General features: G+C 72.7%; 12 protein-coding genes. 1 reads left to right on the top strand and 11 read right to left on the bottom strand.

Features of this window, described 5'->3' with window-relative positions; translation table 11 throughout:
• Nucleotides 1-7: 7 nt before the first annotated feature.
• A complete protein-coding gene (locus CG747_RS30265; RefSeq protein WP_374701837.1) occupies nt 8-1,024 on the bottom strand; it encodes a LysR family transcriptional regulator in 1,017 nt (338 codons plus the stop codon).
• A gap of 63 nt (nt 1,025-1,087) precedes the next feature.
• Here CG747_RS30265 and CG747_RS30260 point away from each other — a divergent pair, with 63 nt between their 5' ends.
• The gene (locus tag CG747_RS30260; RefSeq protein WP_100605024.1) at nt 1,088-2,410 is read left to right on the top strand and encodes an MFS transporter; all 1,323 of its coding nucleotides are present in this window, start codon (nt 1,088-1,090) and stop codon (nt 2,408-2,410) included.
• 185 nt (nt 2,411-2,595) lie between these two features.
• Here CG747_RS30260 and CG747_RS30255 read toward each other — a convergent pair whose 3' ends face one another.
• The 10 genes from CG747_RS30255 to CG747_RS30210 form a co-directional block, all read right to left on the bottom strand.
• Nucleotides 2,596-3,873: a thymidine phosphorylase gene (locus CG747_RS30255; protein WP_100605023.1), complete on the bottom strand. Its 1,278-nt coding sequence runs from the start codon at nt 3,871-3,873 to the stop codon at nt 2,596-2,598.
• Between the two features lie 110 nt (nt 3,874-3,983).
• Complete coding sequence (locus tag CG747_RS30250) at nt 3,984-4,385, bottom strand: cytidine deaminase (RefSeq protein ID WP_100605022.1); 402 nt, start codon at nt 4,383-4,385, stop codon at nt 3,984-3,986.
• 58 nt (nt 4,386-4,443) lie between these two features.
• Nucleotides 4,444-5,724, bottom strand: a complete 1,281-nt coding sequence (locus CG747_RS30245) for an ABC transporter permease (protein ID WP_100605021.1) — start codon at nt 5,722-5,724, stop codon at nt 4,444-4,446.
• On the bottom strand, nt 5,721-6,902 hold the full coding sequence (locus CG747_RS30240; protein ID WP_257980850.1) for an ABC transporter permease: 1,182 nt from the start codon (nt 6,900-6,902) through the stop codon (nt 5,721-5,723). The genes CG747_RS30245 and CG747_RS30240 overlap by 4 nt, the downstream gene beginning before the upstream one ends.
• Before the next feature lie 50 nt (nt 6,903-6,952).
• Entirely contained in the window at nt 6,953-8,467 is a 1,515-nt protein-coding gene (locus CG747_RS30235; protein WP_180985759.1) for an ABC transporter ATP-binding protein, read from the bottom strand.
• Between the two features lie 181 nt (nt 8,468-8,648).
• Entirely contained in the window at nt 8,649-9,686 is a 1,038-nt protein-coding gene (locus CG747_RS30230; RefSeq protein WP_100605018.1) for a BMP family protein, read from the bottom strand.
• 204 nt (nt 9,687-9,890) lie between these two features.
• A complete protein-coding gene (locus CG747_RS30225) occupies nt 9,891-11,105 on the bottom strand; it encodes an amidohydrolase (protein WP_100605017.1) in 1,215 nt (404 codons plus the stop codon).
• Nucleotides 11,106-11,309: 204 nt separating this feature from the next.
• A complete protein-coding gene (locus CG747_RS30220) occupies nt 11,310-12,404 on the bottom strand; it encodes a hypothetical protein (protein ID WP_100605105.1) in 1,095 nt (364 codons plus the stop codon).
• A 151-nt stretch (nt 12,405-12,555) separates the two neighbouring features.
• A complete protein-coding gene (locus tag CG747_RS30215; RefSeq protein WP_100605016.1) occupies nt 12,556-13,515 on the bottom strand; it encodes an N-acetylneuraminate synthase family protein in 960 nt (319 codons plus the stop codon).
• A gap of 46 nt (nt 13,516-13,561) precedes the next feature.
• Nucleotides 13,562-14,797, bottom strand: coding sequence for an acylneuraminate cytidylyltransferase (locus CG747_RS30210; RefSeq protein WP_100605015.1), 1,236 nt, complete (start codon nt 14,795-14,797; stop codon nt 13,562-13,564).
• Between the last annotated feature and the right edge of the window lie 23 nt (nt 14,798-14,820).

The following is a 14,820-nucleotide window of genomic DNA, read 5'->3' as shown; positions in this document are numbered from 1 at the left end:
GTTCGACTCACGACAGCAACGCCCCCCGGCGGCTCAGGAGGAACTTCTTGAAGGCGGTCACCGGGGGTGTGTCCACGCGGCCGTCGAGCCAGGCGACGCCGATCTCGCGGACCGCGCGGGGGGCGGTGACGGACAGTTCGGCGACGCCGGGGCGGGGGACGGCGGGTGGCGGGAGGAGGGCGACGCCCAGGCCGGCGGCGACCAGGCCGCGGAGGGTTTCGGCTTCCTCGCCCTCGAAGGCGATGCGCGGGGTGAAGCCGGCCTCGGCGCACAGGGCGTCGGTGATCCGGCGGAGGCCGTAGCCCGGTTCGAGGGTGACGAAGAGTTCGCCGGCCGCCTCGGCGAGGCGGATCCGCTTGCGGCCGGCCAGCGGGTGGTCGTCCGGGACGACGAGGCGGAGCTTCTGCTCGTCGAGGCGGCGGGCCACCAGGTCCGGGTAGTCGGGGACCGGGGAGGTCAGGCAGAGGTCGAGGTCGCCGGCGCGGAGGCGTTCGATCATCGCCTCGCCGTAGTTCTGGACGAGTTGGAAGCGGATGCCGGGGTGGTCGGCGCGGAAGGTGCGGATCAGGCCGGGGACGGTCTCGGAGCCGAGGGTGTGCAGGAAGCCGAAGGCGACCTTGCCGGCGGCCGGGTCGGCGTCGGCGCGGACGGTTTCGGTGGCGCGTTCCAGGTCGGTCAGGGCGCGTTCGGCGGCGGCGCGGAAGGCGCGGCCGGCCGGGGTGAGGGAGAGGGTGCGGCCGTGCCGGGCGAAGAGGGCGACGCCGAGGTCGTCCTCCAGCCGCACCAGGGCGCGGCTGAGGGTCGGCTGGGGCATGCCGAGTTCGTGGGCGGCGCGGGTGACGTGCTCGTGGCGGGCGACGGCGGCGAACTGGGCGAGCCGCGGGGCGAGGGTCAGCGCCCAGGAGCCGGGGCCCAGCTCGGCGGCCTCGGGGGCGGTCGGCGGGACCGAGCGGAGGCGTTCCGGAATGTCTTTTCTGTTGCGGCCTTGCAACAGAGGAGGCGGTGAGCTGTGATCATGTTCCACGGTATCGATTATCGCGTTTTGATGCATTGGACGCATGAGGTGGCGTCCTTCTACCTTCGGAGCATGCCTCCCGCTGATACCGGGGCGTCCGTCACCGACCGTGCGGCCGCCTCTCCCCAGTCGTCCACAGACTTCCCTTCTCCTTCCGCCGCGGCGACCGACCCCGAGTCGGACAAGCTGCGGCCGGGCGGCCCCGGCTACCGCCGGATGAGCTTCGCCCTGTTCGCCGCCGGAGTGGCCACCTTCGCCCTCCTGTACTCCACCCAGGCACTGCTGCCGGCCATCTCCGCGGACCTCGACGTCGCGCCGGACCAGGCGAGTTGGACCGTCTCCGCGGCCACCTTCGGGCTGGCCCTCGGCGTGATCCCGCTCAGCGCGCTCTCCGAGCGGTTCGGCCGCCGCACCATGATGACGGCCTCCCTCACCGTCGCCGCGGTGATCGCGCTGCTGGTGCCGTTCGCCCCCTCCCTCGGCACGCTGATCGCGCTGCGCGCCGTCCAGGGCCTCGCGCTGGCCGGGCTGCCCGCGTCGGCGATGGCGTTCCTGGCCGAGGAGGTGCGCGCCAAGGCGCTGGTGGCGGCGATCGGCCTGTTCGTGGCCGGCAACAGTATCGGCGGGATGTCCGGGCGGATCGTCACCGGCTGGGTCGCCCAGGCGTGGGGCTGGCGGGCGGCGCTCGGCGCGGTGGGTGTGCTGGCCGTGGTGTGCGCGGTGGCGTTCCGGCTGCTGGTGCCGCGGGCCCGGCACTTCGCGGCGCGCTCGGTGGGCCCGCGGGCGCTGGCCCGTACGCTCGGCGGGCACCTCGCCGATCCGCTGCTGCGCCGCCTCTACGCCATCGGCGGGCTGTTCATGACGGTGTTCGGCGCGGTCTACACGGTGATCGGCTACCGCCTGGTCGCCGAGCCGTTCAACCTCCCGCAGGGCATCGTCGGCTCGATCTTCGTGGTCTACCTGGTCGGTACGGTCTCCTCGGCCGCGGCCGGGAAGCTGGTCGGCCGGGTCGGCCGGCGCGGTGCGCTCTACCTGGCCGTGGGCACCACCACCCTCGGGCTGCTGTGCACGCTGGCCTCGTCGGTCGGCGCGGTGCTGGCGGGTCTGATCCTGATCACCGCGGGCTTCTTCGCGGGCCATGCGGTGGCCTCGTCGTCGGTCAGCCGCACCGCCAAGACCGCCCGGGCCCAGGCGTCCGCGCTGTACCAGTGCGCGTACTACATCGGCAGCAGCCTGGGCGGTGCGCTCGGCGCCGCCGCCTTCCACGCCGCCGGCTGGTCGGGCACCGTCCTGCTCGGCCTGACCGCGATGGTCGGCGCCGCCGGCATCACCCTCTACGCGACCCGCAAGGCGAGCGCCGAGCGTCGCATGCTGAGCCTCCGGAAGGCCGTGTAACACCCCTTGGCGCGAAGGGCCCGCCCCACCACCTGTCCTGGTGGGGCGGGCCCTTCGTCGTCGGTCCGGTAGAGGGGCCTGCCGGACCGGACCGGCGGGATCGACGGGATCGACGGGATCTACCGGACCGGCGGGACCGGTGGCGGTCTCGTCGGTCCCGTTCGTGCGGAGGAGGGAGCCGCAGGTCAGGCGGTGCGTTCCAGGACGACCGGGCGGGCCTCGAAGGGGGTGTCCGACGGGCCGATCCCCACCCCGCCGTCCAGGGCTTCGAGCGCGTAGCCGAACTTCTCCGGGGTGTCGGTGTGCAGGGTGAGGAGGGGCTGGCCGGCGGTCACCGGGTCGCCGGGCTTGGCGTGGAGTTCGATGCCCGCGCCGGCCTGCACCGGGTCCTCCTTGCGGGCCCGGCCGGCGCCCAGGCGCCAGGCGGCGAGGCCGACGGCGTAGGCGTCGAGGGTGGTGAGGGTGCCGGTGGCGGCGGCGGTGACGGTGTGCTGTTCGCGGGCCACCGGGAGCGCGGCGTCCGGGTCGCCGCCCTGGGCGCTGATCATGCGGCGCCAGTGGTCCATGGCGGAGCCGTCGGCCAGTGCCTTGGCCGGGTCGGCGTCCTTGAGGCCGGCCGCGTCGAGCATCTCGCGGGCGAGGGCGAGGGTGAGGTCGACGACGTCGGACGGGCCGCCGCCGGCCAACACCTCGACGGATTCGCGGACTTCGAGGGCGTTGCCGGCCGTGCGGCCGAGGGGGGTGGCCATGTCGGTGAGGAGGGCGACCGTCCGGACGCCGTGGTCGGTGCCCAACCCGACCATCGTGGAGGCGAGTTCACGGGCGTCGTCGAGGTGCTTCATGAAGGCGCCGGAGCCGACCTTGACGTCGAGGACGAGGGAGCCGGTGCCCTCGGCGATCTTCTTGGACATGATGGAGGAGGCGATGAGCGGGATCGACTCGACGGTGCCGGTGACGTCGCGGAGGGCGTAGAGCTTCTTGTCGGCGGGGGCGAGGCCGTCGCCGGCGGCGCAGATGACCGAGCCGACGTCGCGCAGGACGTCCAGCATCTCGGCGTTGCTGAGCTGGGCGCGCCAGCCGGGGATGGACTCCAGCTTGTCGAGGGTGCCGCCGGTGTGGCCCAGGCCGCGGCCGGAGAGCTGCGGGACGGCGGCGCCGCAGGCGGCGACCAGCGGGGCGAGCGGGAGGGTGATCTTGTCGCCGACGCCGCCGGTGGAGTGCTTGTCGGCGGTGGGCCGGGGCAGCGAGGAGAAGTCCATCCGCTCGCCGGAGGCGATCATGGCGGCGGTCCAGCGGGCGATCTCCTTGCGGTTCATGCCGTTGAGGAAGATGGCCATGGCGAGGGACGACATCTGTTCGTGGGCGACGTCGCCGCGGGTGTAGGCGTCGATGACCCAGTCGATCTGTTCCGGGGTCAGCTCACCGCGGTCGCGCTTGGTGCGGATGACGGAGATGGCGTCCATGGACGGGTTCCTTTCGAACGGGTAGGTCCCGTTCTACACGCATAGACGCGCGGGCCGCCAGGACAGGCGGCGGGCGGCGCCACCCGCTGTGCGCGGGGCGCCGCCCGCCGTCATCGCGCCAGGTGGCCCGGACCGAACGCGTCCGGCAGCAGTTCCGCCAGCGGCCGGATCCCGGCCGCGGTGTCCACCAGCATCTCCGGTCCGCCGTGCTCGTGGAGGAGTTGCCGGCAGCGGCCGCACGGCACGAGCGGCTCGCCCTTGCCGTCGACGCAGGTGAACGCGGTCAGCCGGCCCCCGCCACTGGCGAACAGGGCGGAGACCAGGCCGCATTCGGCGCACAGCCCGAGGCCGTACGAGGCGTTCTCGACGTTGCAGCCGGTGACCGTGCGGCCGTCGTCCACCAGGGCGGCGGCGCCGACGGGAAAGCCGGAATAAGGGGCGTAGGCCCGGGACATCGCGTCCCGGGCCTGCGTCCGCAGTGCGGTCCAGTCGACCGGCACCTGGTGCGTCATGCGCGGTGTCTTCCTTCGTGTCGTGCTTCGCGCGGGGTGCGGGGAGGTGCTCCGCGTGTCAGTGGCCCTGGCCCCGGCGGTAGGGCTTGCCGATCGCCTTCGGGGCCCGCAGGCGCTGCGAGAAGAGCGCCAGGACCAGCAGCGTAGCGATGTACGGGCTGGCCTCGACCAGTTCCAGCGGGACGTTGTCGGAGAGGGCGTACCAGACCACCAGAACGGCGGCGGCCACCGCGGCGACCGCGGCCTGGGCCCGCTTGGCGGCCCGCAGCCGCACCAGCGCCAGCCCGGCGAGCAGCGCGGCCAGGCCCAGCAGCAGGGCGTGCACGGTCGGGCCGCCGCTGCGCAGCTGCATGGCGTCCATGAAGCCGAACAGGCCCGCGCCGAGGGCGACGCCGCCCGGCCGCCAGTTGCCGAAGATCATCGTGGCCAGGCCGATGTAGCCGCGGCCGCCGGTCTGGCCGTCCTGGTAGAAGTGCACGCTGATCGCCAGGAAGGCGCCGCCGAGGCCGGCCAGCGCGCCGGAGACCAGGATCGCCGCGTACTTGTAGCGGTAGACGTTGACGCCCAGCGTCTCGGCGGAGAGCGGGGCCTCGCCGCAGGACCGCAGCCGCAGGCCGAACGACGAGCGCCACAGCAGGAAGAAGGTGCCGACGAAGAGGCCGACGGTCAGCAGGGTCAGCCAGGAGACGCCGGTGACCGCGCCGCCCAGCACCCCGGCGAGGTCGGAGACCAGGAACCAGTGGTGGCTCTCGATCCCGTTCAGCCAGTCCGCGAGGCCGGGGACGGTGAAGGTCGGCATGTCGGGCATCGGCGGGGACTGCTTGTCGTTTCCGCCGGCCGCCATCGCGGCGCTGCCCTCCTGGCCGAACCACAGGGTGGCGAGGTACTGGGTGGCGCCCAGCGCCAGGATGTTGAGGGCGACACCGGAGACGATGTGGTCGACGCCGAAGGTGACGGTGGCCACCGCGTGCACCAGGCCGCCCAGCGCACCGCCGAGGACGCCGGCCAGCGCCGCCGCCCAGGGGCCGTGCTGCCAGCCGACCGCGCCGGCCGCGAACGAGCCGAGCATCATCATGCCTTCGAGGCCGATGTTGATCACGCCGGCCCGCTCGGACCACAGGCCGCCCAGACCGGCCAGCCCGATCGGCACGGCGGCGCTGAGCGCGGCCCCGAACTGGCCGCCGGAGGTGAGGTCCCCGGCACCGCTGACGGCCCGCAGGGCGGAGACCGCGACCAGCACGCCGGCGATGATCAGCAGCACCCAGGGGTAGGTCAGCTTCCGCCGCCCGCCCGTGCCGGGGGCCGCGGGCCGCGCCGCGGACTTGAGTTCGGTACTCACGCCGTCACCTCCGGCTTGTCACTGTTGTCGGTGCTGCCGGTGTTGTCGGCGCTGCCGGTGCTGCCGGTGCCGTCGGTGCTGCCGGTGCCGTCGCCGGTCCGGGCCAGCGCGGCCAGCTCCTCGCCGACCTTGCGCTGCTGGAGGCGCAGCCCGTAGCGGCGGACGACCTCGTAGGCGATGACCACGCAGAGCACGATGACGCCCTGGATGACGCCGACGATCTCCTGGGCGTAGCCCTCGAACTCCAGCCGGGAGCCGGTGCGGTCGAGGAACGCCCACAGCAGTGCGCCGAACGCCATGCCCACCGGGTGGTTGCGGCCGAGCAGCGCGATGGCGATACCGGTGAAGCCGATACCGGCCGGGAAGTCGGTGCCGTACTGGAACGATTCGCCGAGCAGGGTCGGCATCCCGACCAGGCCGGCCGCGGCACCGGACAGCAGCATGCTGATGACGATCATCCGCTTGACGCTGACGCCGCTGGCCTCGGCGGCCGACTCGGAGGCGCCCACCGCCCGCAGGTCGAAGCCGAAGCGGGTGCGGTTGATCAGGAACCAGTACAGGGCACCGGCCAGGACCGCGACCACCACGAAGCCCTCGACCGGCTTGGGGTGGGTGGGGAAGGCGAAGAAGTGGCTGGACTCCGGCAGGAACTTGGTGTGCAGGAGGTTGCCGTCCTTGATGGCGAGCCGGCCGTCCTGGAGGAAGTAGCCGATCACCGAGGCCGCGATGGAGTTCAGCATGATCGTGGTGATCACTTCGCTGACCCCGCGGGTGGTCTTCAGCAGTCCGGCGATGCCGGACCAGATCGCGCCCACCAGCATCGCGATGACGATGAGCAGGATGATCTGGAGGGCGCCGGGCAGGGCGACGGCGCCGCCGACCGCCGCCGCGGCGAAGGCGGCCAGTCGGTACTGCCCGTCGACCCCGATGTTGAAGAGGTTCATCCGGAAGCCGACGGCCACCGCGAGCGCCGAAAGGTAGTACGGCACCGCCTTGTTGACGATCCAGACCTGGCTGTCGCTGTAGTGGCCGTAATCGGCCATGATCCCGTAGGCCCGGAACGGGTTCTCGCCGGACGCCAGGAAGACCAGCGAGCTGATGACGACCGCGGCGACGATGGCCAGCACCGGTGCGGCGATGCCGAGCAGGACCTTGTCCCGGGCGGCGCTGCGCGCGATGGCGTCGACGGCCGGGTTCTTCGTGGCCGTCGGGGTGGCGGTGGGTGTGCTCACTTCTCGCCACCCCCTTGGGCGGCGGCGGTGTCGTCCGACGCGCTGAGGTGGCCGCTGGCGGCACCGGTCATGGCGGAGCCCAACTCCTCCGGGGTGATCACGGCGGGGTCCGCGTCCGCGACCAGCCGGCCCCGGTACATCACCCGCAGGGTGTCGGACAGCCCGATCAGCTCGTCCAGGTCGGCAGAGATCAGCAGGACCGCCAGGCCCTCGCGGCGCGCGGCGCGGATCTGCTCCCAGATCTGGGCCTGCGCGCCGACGTCGACCCCGCGGGTGGGGTGGGCGGCGATCAGCAGCTTGGGGTGGTGGCTCATCTCGCGGCCGACGATCAGCTTCTGCTGGTTGCCGCCGGAGAGCGAGGCCGCGGTGACCTCGATGCCGGGGGTGCGGACGTCGTACTCGGCGACGATCCGCTCGGTGTCCTTGCGGGCGCCGGCCAGGTCGAGGAGCCTGCCCTTGCTGTTGGGGCGCTCGGTGACGTGGCCGAGGATGCGGTTCTCCCACAGCGGGGCGTCCAGCAGCAGGCCGTGCCGGTGCCGGTCCTCGGGGATGTAGCCGATGCCGCCCTCGCGCCGGGCGCGGGTGGAGGACCGCGACAGGTCGGTGCCGTCGAGGGTGATGGTCCCGCCGTCGGGCGTACGGGTGCCCATGACGGCCTCGACCAGTTCGGCCTGGCCGTTGCCCTCGACGCCGGCGACGCCCAGCACCTCGCCCTTGCGGATGGTGAACGAGATGCCGTCCAGCACCGTGCGGACCACGCCGTCGGAGTCGGTGGCGGACAGCCGCACGTCGTCGACCCGCAGCATCTCCTCGTCCGTGACGGTGGACTCGCGGGTCTCCGGGGACGGCAGTTCGCTGCCGACCATGAGTTCGGCGAGTTGCTTGGGGGTGGTCCCGGCGGGCTCGACGGAGGCCACCGTCGTGCCGCGCCGGATGACGGTGATGTCGTCGGCGACCGACAGCACCTCGCCCAGCTTGTGCGAGATGAAGATGACGGTCAGGCCCTCGGACTTGAGCTCGCGGAGGTTGTCGAAGAGCGCGTCGACCTCCTGCGGGACGAGGACCGCGGTCGGCTCGTCGAGGATCAGCGTCCGGGCGCCCCGGTAGAGGACCTTGAGGATCTCCACCCGCTGCCGGTCGGCGACGCCCAGGTCCTCGACGAGCACGTCGGGCCGGATGTTCAGCCCGTAGGCGTCGGAGATCTCCCGTATCTTCGCGCGGGCGCCGGCGCCGATGCCGTGCAGTTTCTCCGCGCCGAGGACGGTGTTCTCCAGGACGGTGAGGTTGTCGGCGAGCATGAAGTGCTGGTGCACCATGCCGATGCCGCGGGCGATGGCGTCGCCCGGGGAGTGCAGGGAGACCTGTTCGCCGTCGAGCGCGATGGTGCCCTCGTCCGGCTTCTGCATGCCGTAGAGGATCTTCATCAGGGTCGATTTGCCGGCGCCGTTCTCGCCGCACAGGGCGTGGACGGTGCCGCGGCGGACCGTGAGGTGGATGTCGTGGTTGGCCACGACGCCGGGGAACCTTTTGGTGATCCCGCGGAGTTCTACAGCAGGGGCGTCCTGGCCGGGCGGGCTGCTGCTGGTGGGCGCTGCGTTGATGGCGCACTCCCCTCAGGGACGAAGGAGCGGAAGGAGATGGGGACGGAGCGGGGAGAAGGGGGGCGTGGGCCGGCGGCCCGGCCCCGGGAGGCTACGACTTCGGCGTCTCCTTGACCTTCACCTGACCCTCGATGATCTTCTTCCGGGCCGCGTCGATCTGCGGCTGGATGTCCGCGATGAAGCCGCCCGAGGTGGCGAGCGAGACACCGCCGTGCTTCAGGTCGTAGGTGTGGATGCCGGTCAGCGGCTTGTGCTGCTCGCAGCTCTTGATGAGGTCGAAGACCGCCACGTCCACGTTCTTCACCACGGAGGTCAGGATGTGGTCCTTGTAGCGGGCCAGTCCCGGCTGCCGGTACTGGTCGGAGTCCACCCCGATCGCCCAGGCGCCCTTGGCCTTGCTGATCGCCTCGATGGAGCCGGCGCCGGACTGGCCGGCCGCCGAGTAGATGATGTCGATGCCGCTGTCGAGCATGCCCTGGGCCTTGGCCTTGGCGGCGGCCGGGTCGTTGAACCCCTTGTCGTTGTTGGGGTACAGGTACTGCGAGACGACCTTGGCCTTCGGGTCGGTGTCGCGGACGCCCTGCTCGAAGCCGGCCTGGAACTTCTGGATCAGGGCGTTGTTCACGCCGCCGATGAAGCCCACCTTGTGGGTCTTGCTCTTGAGCGCGGCCGCGACCCCGGCGAGGTACGACCCCTCGTGCTCGGCGAACACCATCGCGTCGACGTTCTTGCCGGTCGGCACCGCGTCGACCACGCCGAAGGTGGTGTCCGGGAAGTCCTTGGCGACGTTCTGCACGGACTGGCTGTAGGCGAAGCCCACCCCGATCACCGGGTTGTACCCGGCCTCGGCGAACGACGTCAGCCGCTGCTCGCGGTCCGCCTCGGTCTCGCCGTTCTTCGCGGTGAGCATCTTGACCTTGATGCCCAGCTGCTTGCGGGCGTTCTCCGTACCGCGGGCGGCCGCCTCGTTGAACGAGTGGTCGTCCCGGCCGCCGATGTCGAAGGCCAGCCCGACACCCGCGTGGGTGGCGCGGTTGGCCTCGGCGAAGCTCTGTCCGCAGGCGGTGGCGGTGAGCGCGAGACACGCGGTGGCGGTGGCCGCGGCGACAACCCTGATAACCCGACGCACGGGGCCTTCCCTTCGCTGTAAGCGCCCCCAGTGGCGCTGGCTTGTCGGGAGATTAACGCGCGTAGACCTGGCGCAAAACCCTCCACTGCGTTGCCGTTATCGATTCGTCTCTCAGCGCGCGACCGGGAAACGCAACGGGCGGCCGGCGCGGGGCCGGCCGCCCGTACTGGCGGGGTGTGGCGTGATTTATGCGCTCCACGGGGCTCAGAGCAGTGCCGCCGCGGTGAAGAGCTCCACCCCGGCGGTGATCGCGTGCTCGTCGACGTCGAAGTCTCCGCGGTGCAGATCGAGGCTGCTCAGCTCGCCGGGCGGGCGGACGCCGAGCCGGGCCATGGCGCCCGGGACGTGTTCGAGGTACCAGGAGAAGTCCTCGCCGCCGAGGGACTGCTCGGTGTCCTCGACGGCGTCGACGCCGCGCCGGGCGACCATCGCGTCGTGCAGCAGCTGGACGCTGGCGGCCTCGTTGACCACCGGGGGGACGCCCCGGACGTAGTCGATCTGGGACTTGGCGCCGTGCAGGGTGGCGACCTCGTCGAGCGCGGCGTGGACCAGGTCCGGCGCCTGCCGCCAGGCGTTCAGGTCCAGGCAGCGCACGGTGCCGGAGAGCTCGGCCCGCTGCGGGATGACGTTGCAGGCGTGGCCGGTCTCCAGCCGGCCCCAGGTGATGGCGAGGCCGGCCCGGGCGTCGACCCGGCGGGCGATCAGCGCCGGCACGTCGACCGCGACCCGGGCCGCGGCGGTGACCATGTCGGTGGTCAGGTGCGGGCGGGCGGTGTGGCCGCCGGACCCTTCGAGGGTGACTTCCAGCCGGTCGCAGGCGGAGGTGATCGGGCCGGTGCGCAGGCCGATCCGGCCGGCGTCCACCCGCGGGTCGCAGTGCACGGCGAGGATCTGCCCGACGCCGTCCAGCACCCCGCACTCGACGGCCTCGGCGGCGCCGCCGGGCAGGACCTCCTCGGCGGGCTGGAAGAGCAGCCGCACCGGGCGGGGCAGCCGGCCCTGGCGGGCCAGCTCGGCGAGGACCAGGCCGGCGCCGAGCACCACGGTGGTGTGCACGTCGTGGCCGCAGGCGTGGGCGCGGCCGGGGACCGTGGAGGCGTAGTCGACGGTCTTGGTGTCGGGGATGGGGAGGGCGTCGATGTCCGCACGGAAGGCGAGCGACTCACCAACCGAGGTGCCCGGGGTGCCGTCGACCGTACCGATGTCGCAGACGAGGCCGGTGCCGGTGGCGAGGACCCGGGGGCGGAGCCCGGCCCGCTCCAGGCGGTCCTTGATCGCCGCGGTGGTCCGGAACTCCTGGTTGCCGAGCTCGGGGTGCATGTGCAAGTCGCGGCGGAACGCGACGAGTTCGGCGCGTAGTGCCTCGGGGAGCGTGCCGGGCAGGGCGGGGGCGAGCGGGTCGTCGGCGGGGTGGGACATCAGTTGGTTCACCCGTTGAAGGTTACGGGCCCCAACAGGGCAACTGGCCCTCGATCAACAAAAGTTCAGCCCGTCAGGGGAAGAAATTTTAGGCAGCTGGGTGCATGGACGGATTTTGAGAGGGGTATGAACGAGGGCTTTATCGCTCCCTGTCAGGTTCTGCTCTCAGGTTCTGCTCTCAGGTTCTGCCCTCGGGTTCTGGCCTCAGGTTCTGCCCTCAGGTTCCGCTGTCAGGTCCGGTCGTCCCGGTAGCCGTTGTACGTCCCGGGCGGTGCCGGTGACGTCGTCGAGGAAGCCCTGGGCGCGGGGCGAGGCGTGTGCGGTGAGCCAGGCGGGGTCGATGTCGCAGACCGCGACCTGCACTCCGGTGCCCTTCAAGGCCAGCGGCAGGGTGTGCACGACGGTGGAGGGGAAGCTGAGGACCAGTCGGCCGACCGGGCCGCGGCGGGCGATCAGCTCCAGCGGGAGGTCGGGGCGGACCACCTCCAGGCCGGTCTCGGTGGCCAGTCGGTGGAGCTTGCCGGTGCGTTCCCGGCGGTGGGCGAAGTAGCGGGTGGCGCCGTGCGTACGGGCCAGGCGGGCGACCGCGGCCAGGTAGCGGTCGGTGTCGACCACGCCGGTCTCGACGAGCGAGGTGCCGACGATGTCGGCGGTGCGGGTCAGGCGGGGCGGGCCGAAGCGGCCGCGGGTCCAGGCGAAGTCGTTGGCGGTGACCGCCATGCCCTCGGGCACCTCGACCGGCATCGAGCTGAAGAGGGCGACGGTGCGGCGGCGGGCGCCCTCGGGGCCGGGGGTCAGGCGGCGGCGGGCGGTGGCGGCGAACGGTGCGAAGAGCAGGTCGCGGGGGCGGCGCCCGGCGCCGTGCCGGTGCCAGCGCACCAGCCGTTCGCCGCGGGCGAGTTGGCCGATGAACTCCATGGTGGCGGTGCCGTCGTCGACCACGACCAGGTCGCGGGCCCGGGTCAGGGCCAGCAGGAGTTGGACGTAGCGGGAGAAGGGGTCGCCGAGGACGACCCGGCGGGCCCGGCGCAGGAGCGGGGTGAGGCCGCCGATGGTGCGCAGCGGGGCGGTGGCGCCGCCGCGGGCCTCCTCCCAGCGCACCGTGTGGCCTTCGTCGCGGGCGAGTTCGGCCATCCGGCGCAGCTGGCCGCGGGTCATCGGGTCGTGCGGGGAGAGCACGACGACGGTGAGGGCGGCGGCCCTGGCGCTGTGCGCCCATTCGAGGACGTTCAGCAGCTGCACCGGGCTCTCGACGAAGGCGAGGGTGCCGGTGTCGGTGTCGGTGGGGGCGGGTCTCATGTCGTCACCGCTGGGTTCGGTCCGGTTGCGCTGCCGGGGCACCCCGGGGAGGCGGCGGGCGGGAGTCCCCGCCGCCTCCCGGGGTGGGACCGCGGCGCCGGCGGCGCGGGTCCCTTCGGGTGAGTTCACGTCGCGAACTCCGCTCGGCCCGTCAGACGGCGGCCGGCGCGCGGTCGGCGGCGGTCTCGGCGTCCGCGTCCTGTGCGGCTTCGGCCTCGGCGATCACGCCGGTGACCCGGCGCAGCTTCTTCATCGGGCCGAGCTCGCTCTCGTAGACCTTCTTGACGCCGTCGCCGAGGGACTCCTCGATGGTGCGGATGTCGCGGACCAGGCGGGTCAGGCCCTGCGGCTCGACGGAGGCGGCCTGGTCGGAGCCCCACATGGCGCGGTCGAGGGTGATGTGCCGCTCGACGAAGGTGGCGCCGAGGGCGACCGCGGCGAGGGTGGTCTGCAGGCCGGTCTCGTGGCCGCTGTAGCCGATCGGGACGTTGGGGTACTCGGCCTGGAGGGTGTGGATCATGCGGAGGTTGAGCTCTTCGGCCTTGGCCGGGTAGGTGCTGGTGGCGTGGCAGAGCACGATGTTGTCGCTGCCCAGGACCTCGACGGCGTGGCGGATCTGCTTCGGGGTGGACATGCCGGTGGAGAGGATGACGGTGCGGCCGGTGGCGCGCAGGGCGCGCAGCAGCTCGTCGTCGGTGAGCGAGGCGGAGGCGACCTTGTAGCAGGGCACGTCGAACTTCTCCAGGAAGGCGACGGACTCGACGTCCCAGGGGGAGGCGAACCACGCGATGCCGCGCTTCTTGCAGTACTCGTCGATGGCGCGGTAGCCGTCCTCGTCGAACTCCACGCGGTGGCGGTAGTCGATGTAGGTCATCCGGCCCCAGGGGGTGTCGCGCTCGATGTCCCACTGGTCGCGCGGGGTGCAGATCTCCGGGGTCCGCTTCTGGAACTTGACCGCGTCGCAGCCGGCGTCCGCGGCGGCGTCGATCAGCGCGAAGGCGTTCTCCAGGTCGCCGTTGTGGTTGATACCGATCTCGCCGGTGACGTAGACGGGGCGGCCGGGGCCGACCGGGCGGTCGCCGAGGGAGCGGAAGCGGGAGTCGCTGCTCATGGGAGGTTCCTTCGTTCTGTTCGAGGGTGGTGGAACGGGGGGCGGATCAGGGGGTGAGGGACGGGCCCAGGAGCCAGCCGGCGATCTCGCGGATGGCGCCGCTGCCGCCGGGTGTGGCGGTGACCGCGCGGGCCGCGCCGCGCACCACGTCGTGGGCGGAGGCGACCGCCACCGGCCAGCCGACGAGGTCGAAGCAGGGCAGGTCGTTGACGTCGTTGCCGACGTAGAGCACCCGGTCGGGGGTGACCCCGGCCTCCTCGCACCACTGCTTGAGGGCGATGTCCTTGCGGTCGATGCCGTGCAGGACGGGCACCTTGAGCTTGCGGGCGCGGGCGGCGACCACCGGGTTCTGCTCGGTGGACAGGATCAGCAGGTCCAGCCCGGCGCGGCGGAGCGCGGCGATCCCCAGGCCGTCGCCGCGGTGCACGGCGACGGTCTCCCGGCCCTCGGCGTCGATCAGGACCCGGTCGTCGGTCTGGGTGCCGTCGAAGTCCAGGACGACGGCGTCGACGTCCTCGCGGGTCGGCAGGGCGCCGGGGCGCGTGGGGGTCCCCCCGGCGAAGCCAGGGGGAGCGTCGAGGAGCGGGGCGAGGGCGCGGGCGCGGGCCAGGTCGTGCGGGTCGTCGATCTCCAGCACCCGGGCCGGGTCGGTGCGGACCAGTTCGGTGCGGCCGAAGAAGCGGTGGCCACTGGTGCGGAAGCCGGCCGCGTCCATGGCGTAGGCGGCGCCGGTCTCCAGCAGGTCCTGCGGGCGGTCCTGGCGGCGCGGCCGGAAGGACTTGTCGTGGTTGACGCCGTGGCCGCCGTCGGCGGCGCTCTCCGCGGCGACCGCGGCATCGGCGTCGCGCCAGACGAAGCCGTGGAAGGGGGCGACGGTCAGTGCGCTGTCGGCGCCGGCTTCGACGACCGCGGCGGCCACCGCGTCGATGTCCTCGCTGGTGAGGAACGGGCTGGTGCACTGGACGAGCAGCACCGCGTCGACCGGGCGGCCCTGTTCGGCCTCGTAGGCGTCCATGGCGTGCCGGACCGCGGCCTCGCTGGTGGCGGTGTCGCCGGCGATCTCGCCGGGGCGGGCTATGACCACCGCGCCGGCGCCGCGGGCGGCGGCGGCGATCCCGGCGTCGTCGGTGGAGACGACCACGTCGGTGACGAGCCGGGCGGCCCGGCACTCGCGGATCGCGCGGGCCACCAGGGGCACGCCCCCGACGGCGGCGAGGTTCTTGGCGGGGACGCCCTTGGAGCCGCCGCGGGCGGGGATGACGGCCACAACGGTGGGGGGCATGGGGCTCTCCTTGGTCGGGCGGG

The organism is Streptomyces sp. CB02959, from assembly GCF_002803155.1.
Taxonomy (GTDB): domain Bacteria; phylum Actinomycetota; class Actinomycetes; order Streptomycetales; family Streptomycetaceae; genus Streptomyces.
Note: the sequence above shows the minus strand (reverse complement) of the source record. Positions and strands in the feature narration are given on the sequence as shown.

Coding starts and splice junctions, on each gene's coding strand:
- CG747_RS30260 (WP_100605024.1), top strand. CDS start 1,088: ATGCCTCCCGCTGATACCGGGGCGTCCGTCACCGACCGTGCGGCCGCC.
- CG747_RS30255 (WP_100605023.1), bottom strand. CDS start 3,873: ATGGACGCCATCTCCGTCATCCGCACCAAGCGCGACCGCGGTGAGCTG.
- CG747_RS30250 (WP_100605022.1), bottom strand. CDS start 4,385: ATGACGCACCAGGTGCCGGTCGACTGGACCGCACTGCGGACGCAGGCC.
- CG747_RS30225 (WP_100605017.1), bottom strand. CDS start 11,105: ATGTCCCACCCCGCCGACGACCCGCTCGCCCCCGCCCTGCCCGGCACG.
- CG747_RS30220 (WP_100605105.1), bottom strand. CDS start 12,404: ATGAGACCCGCCCCCACCGACACCGACACCGGCACCCTCGCCTTCGTC.
- CG747_RS30215 (WP_100605016.1), bottom strand. CDS start 13,515: ATGAGCAGCGACTCCCGCTTCCGCTCCCTCGGCGACCGCCCGGTCGGC.
- CG747_RS30210 (WP_100605015.1), bottom strand. CDS start 14,797: ATGCCCCCCACCGTTGTGGCCGTCATCCCCGCCCGCGGCGGCTCCAAG.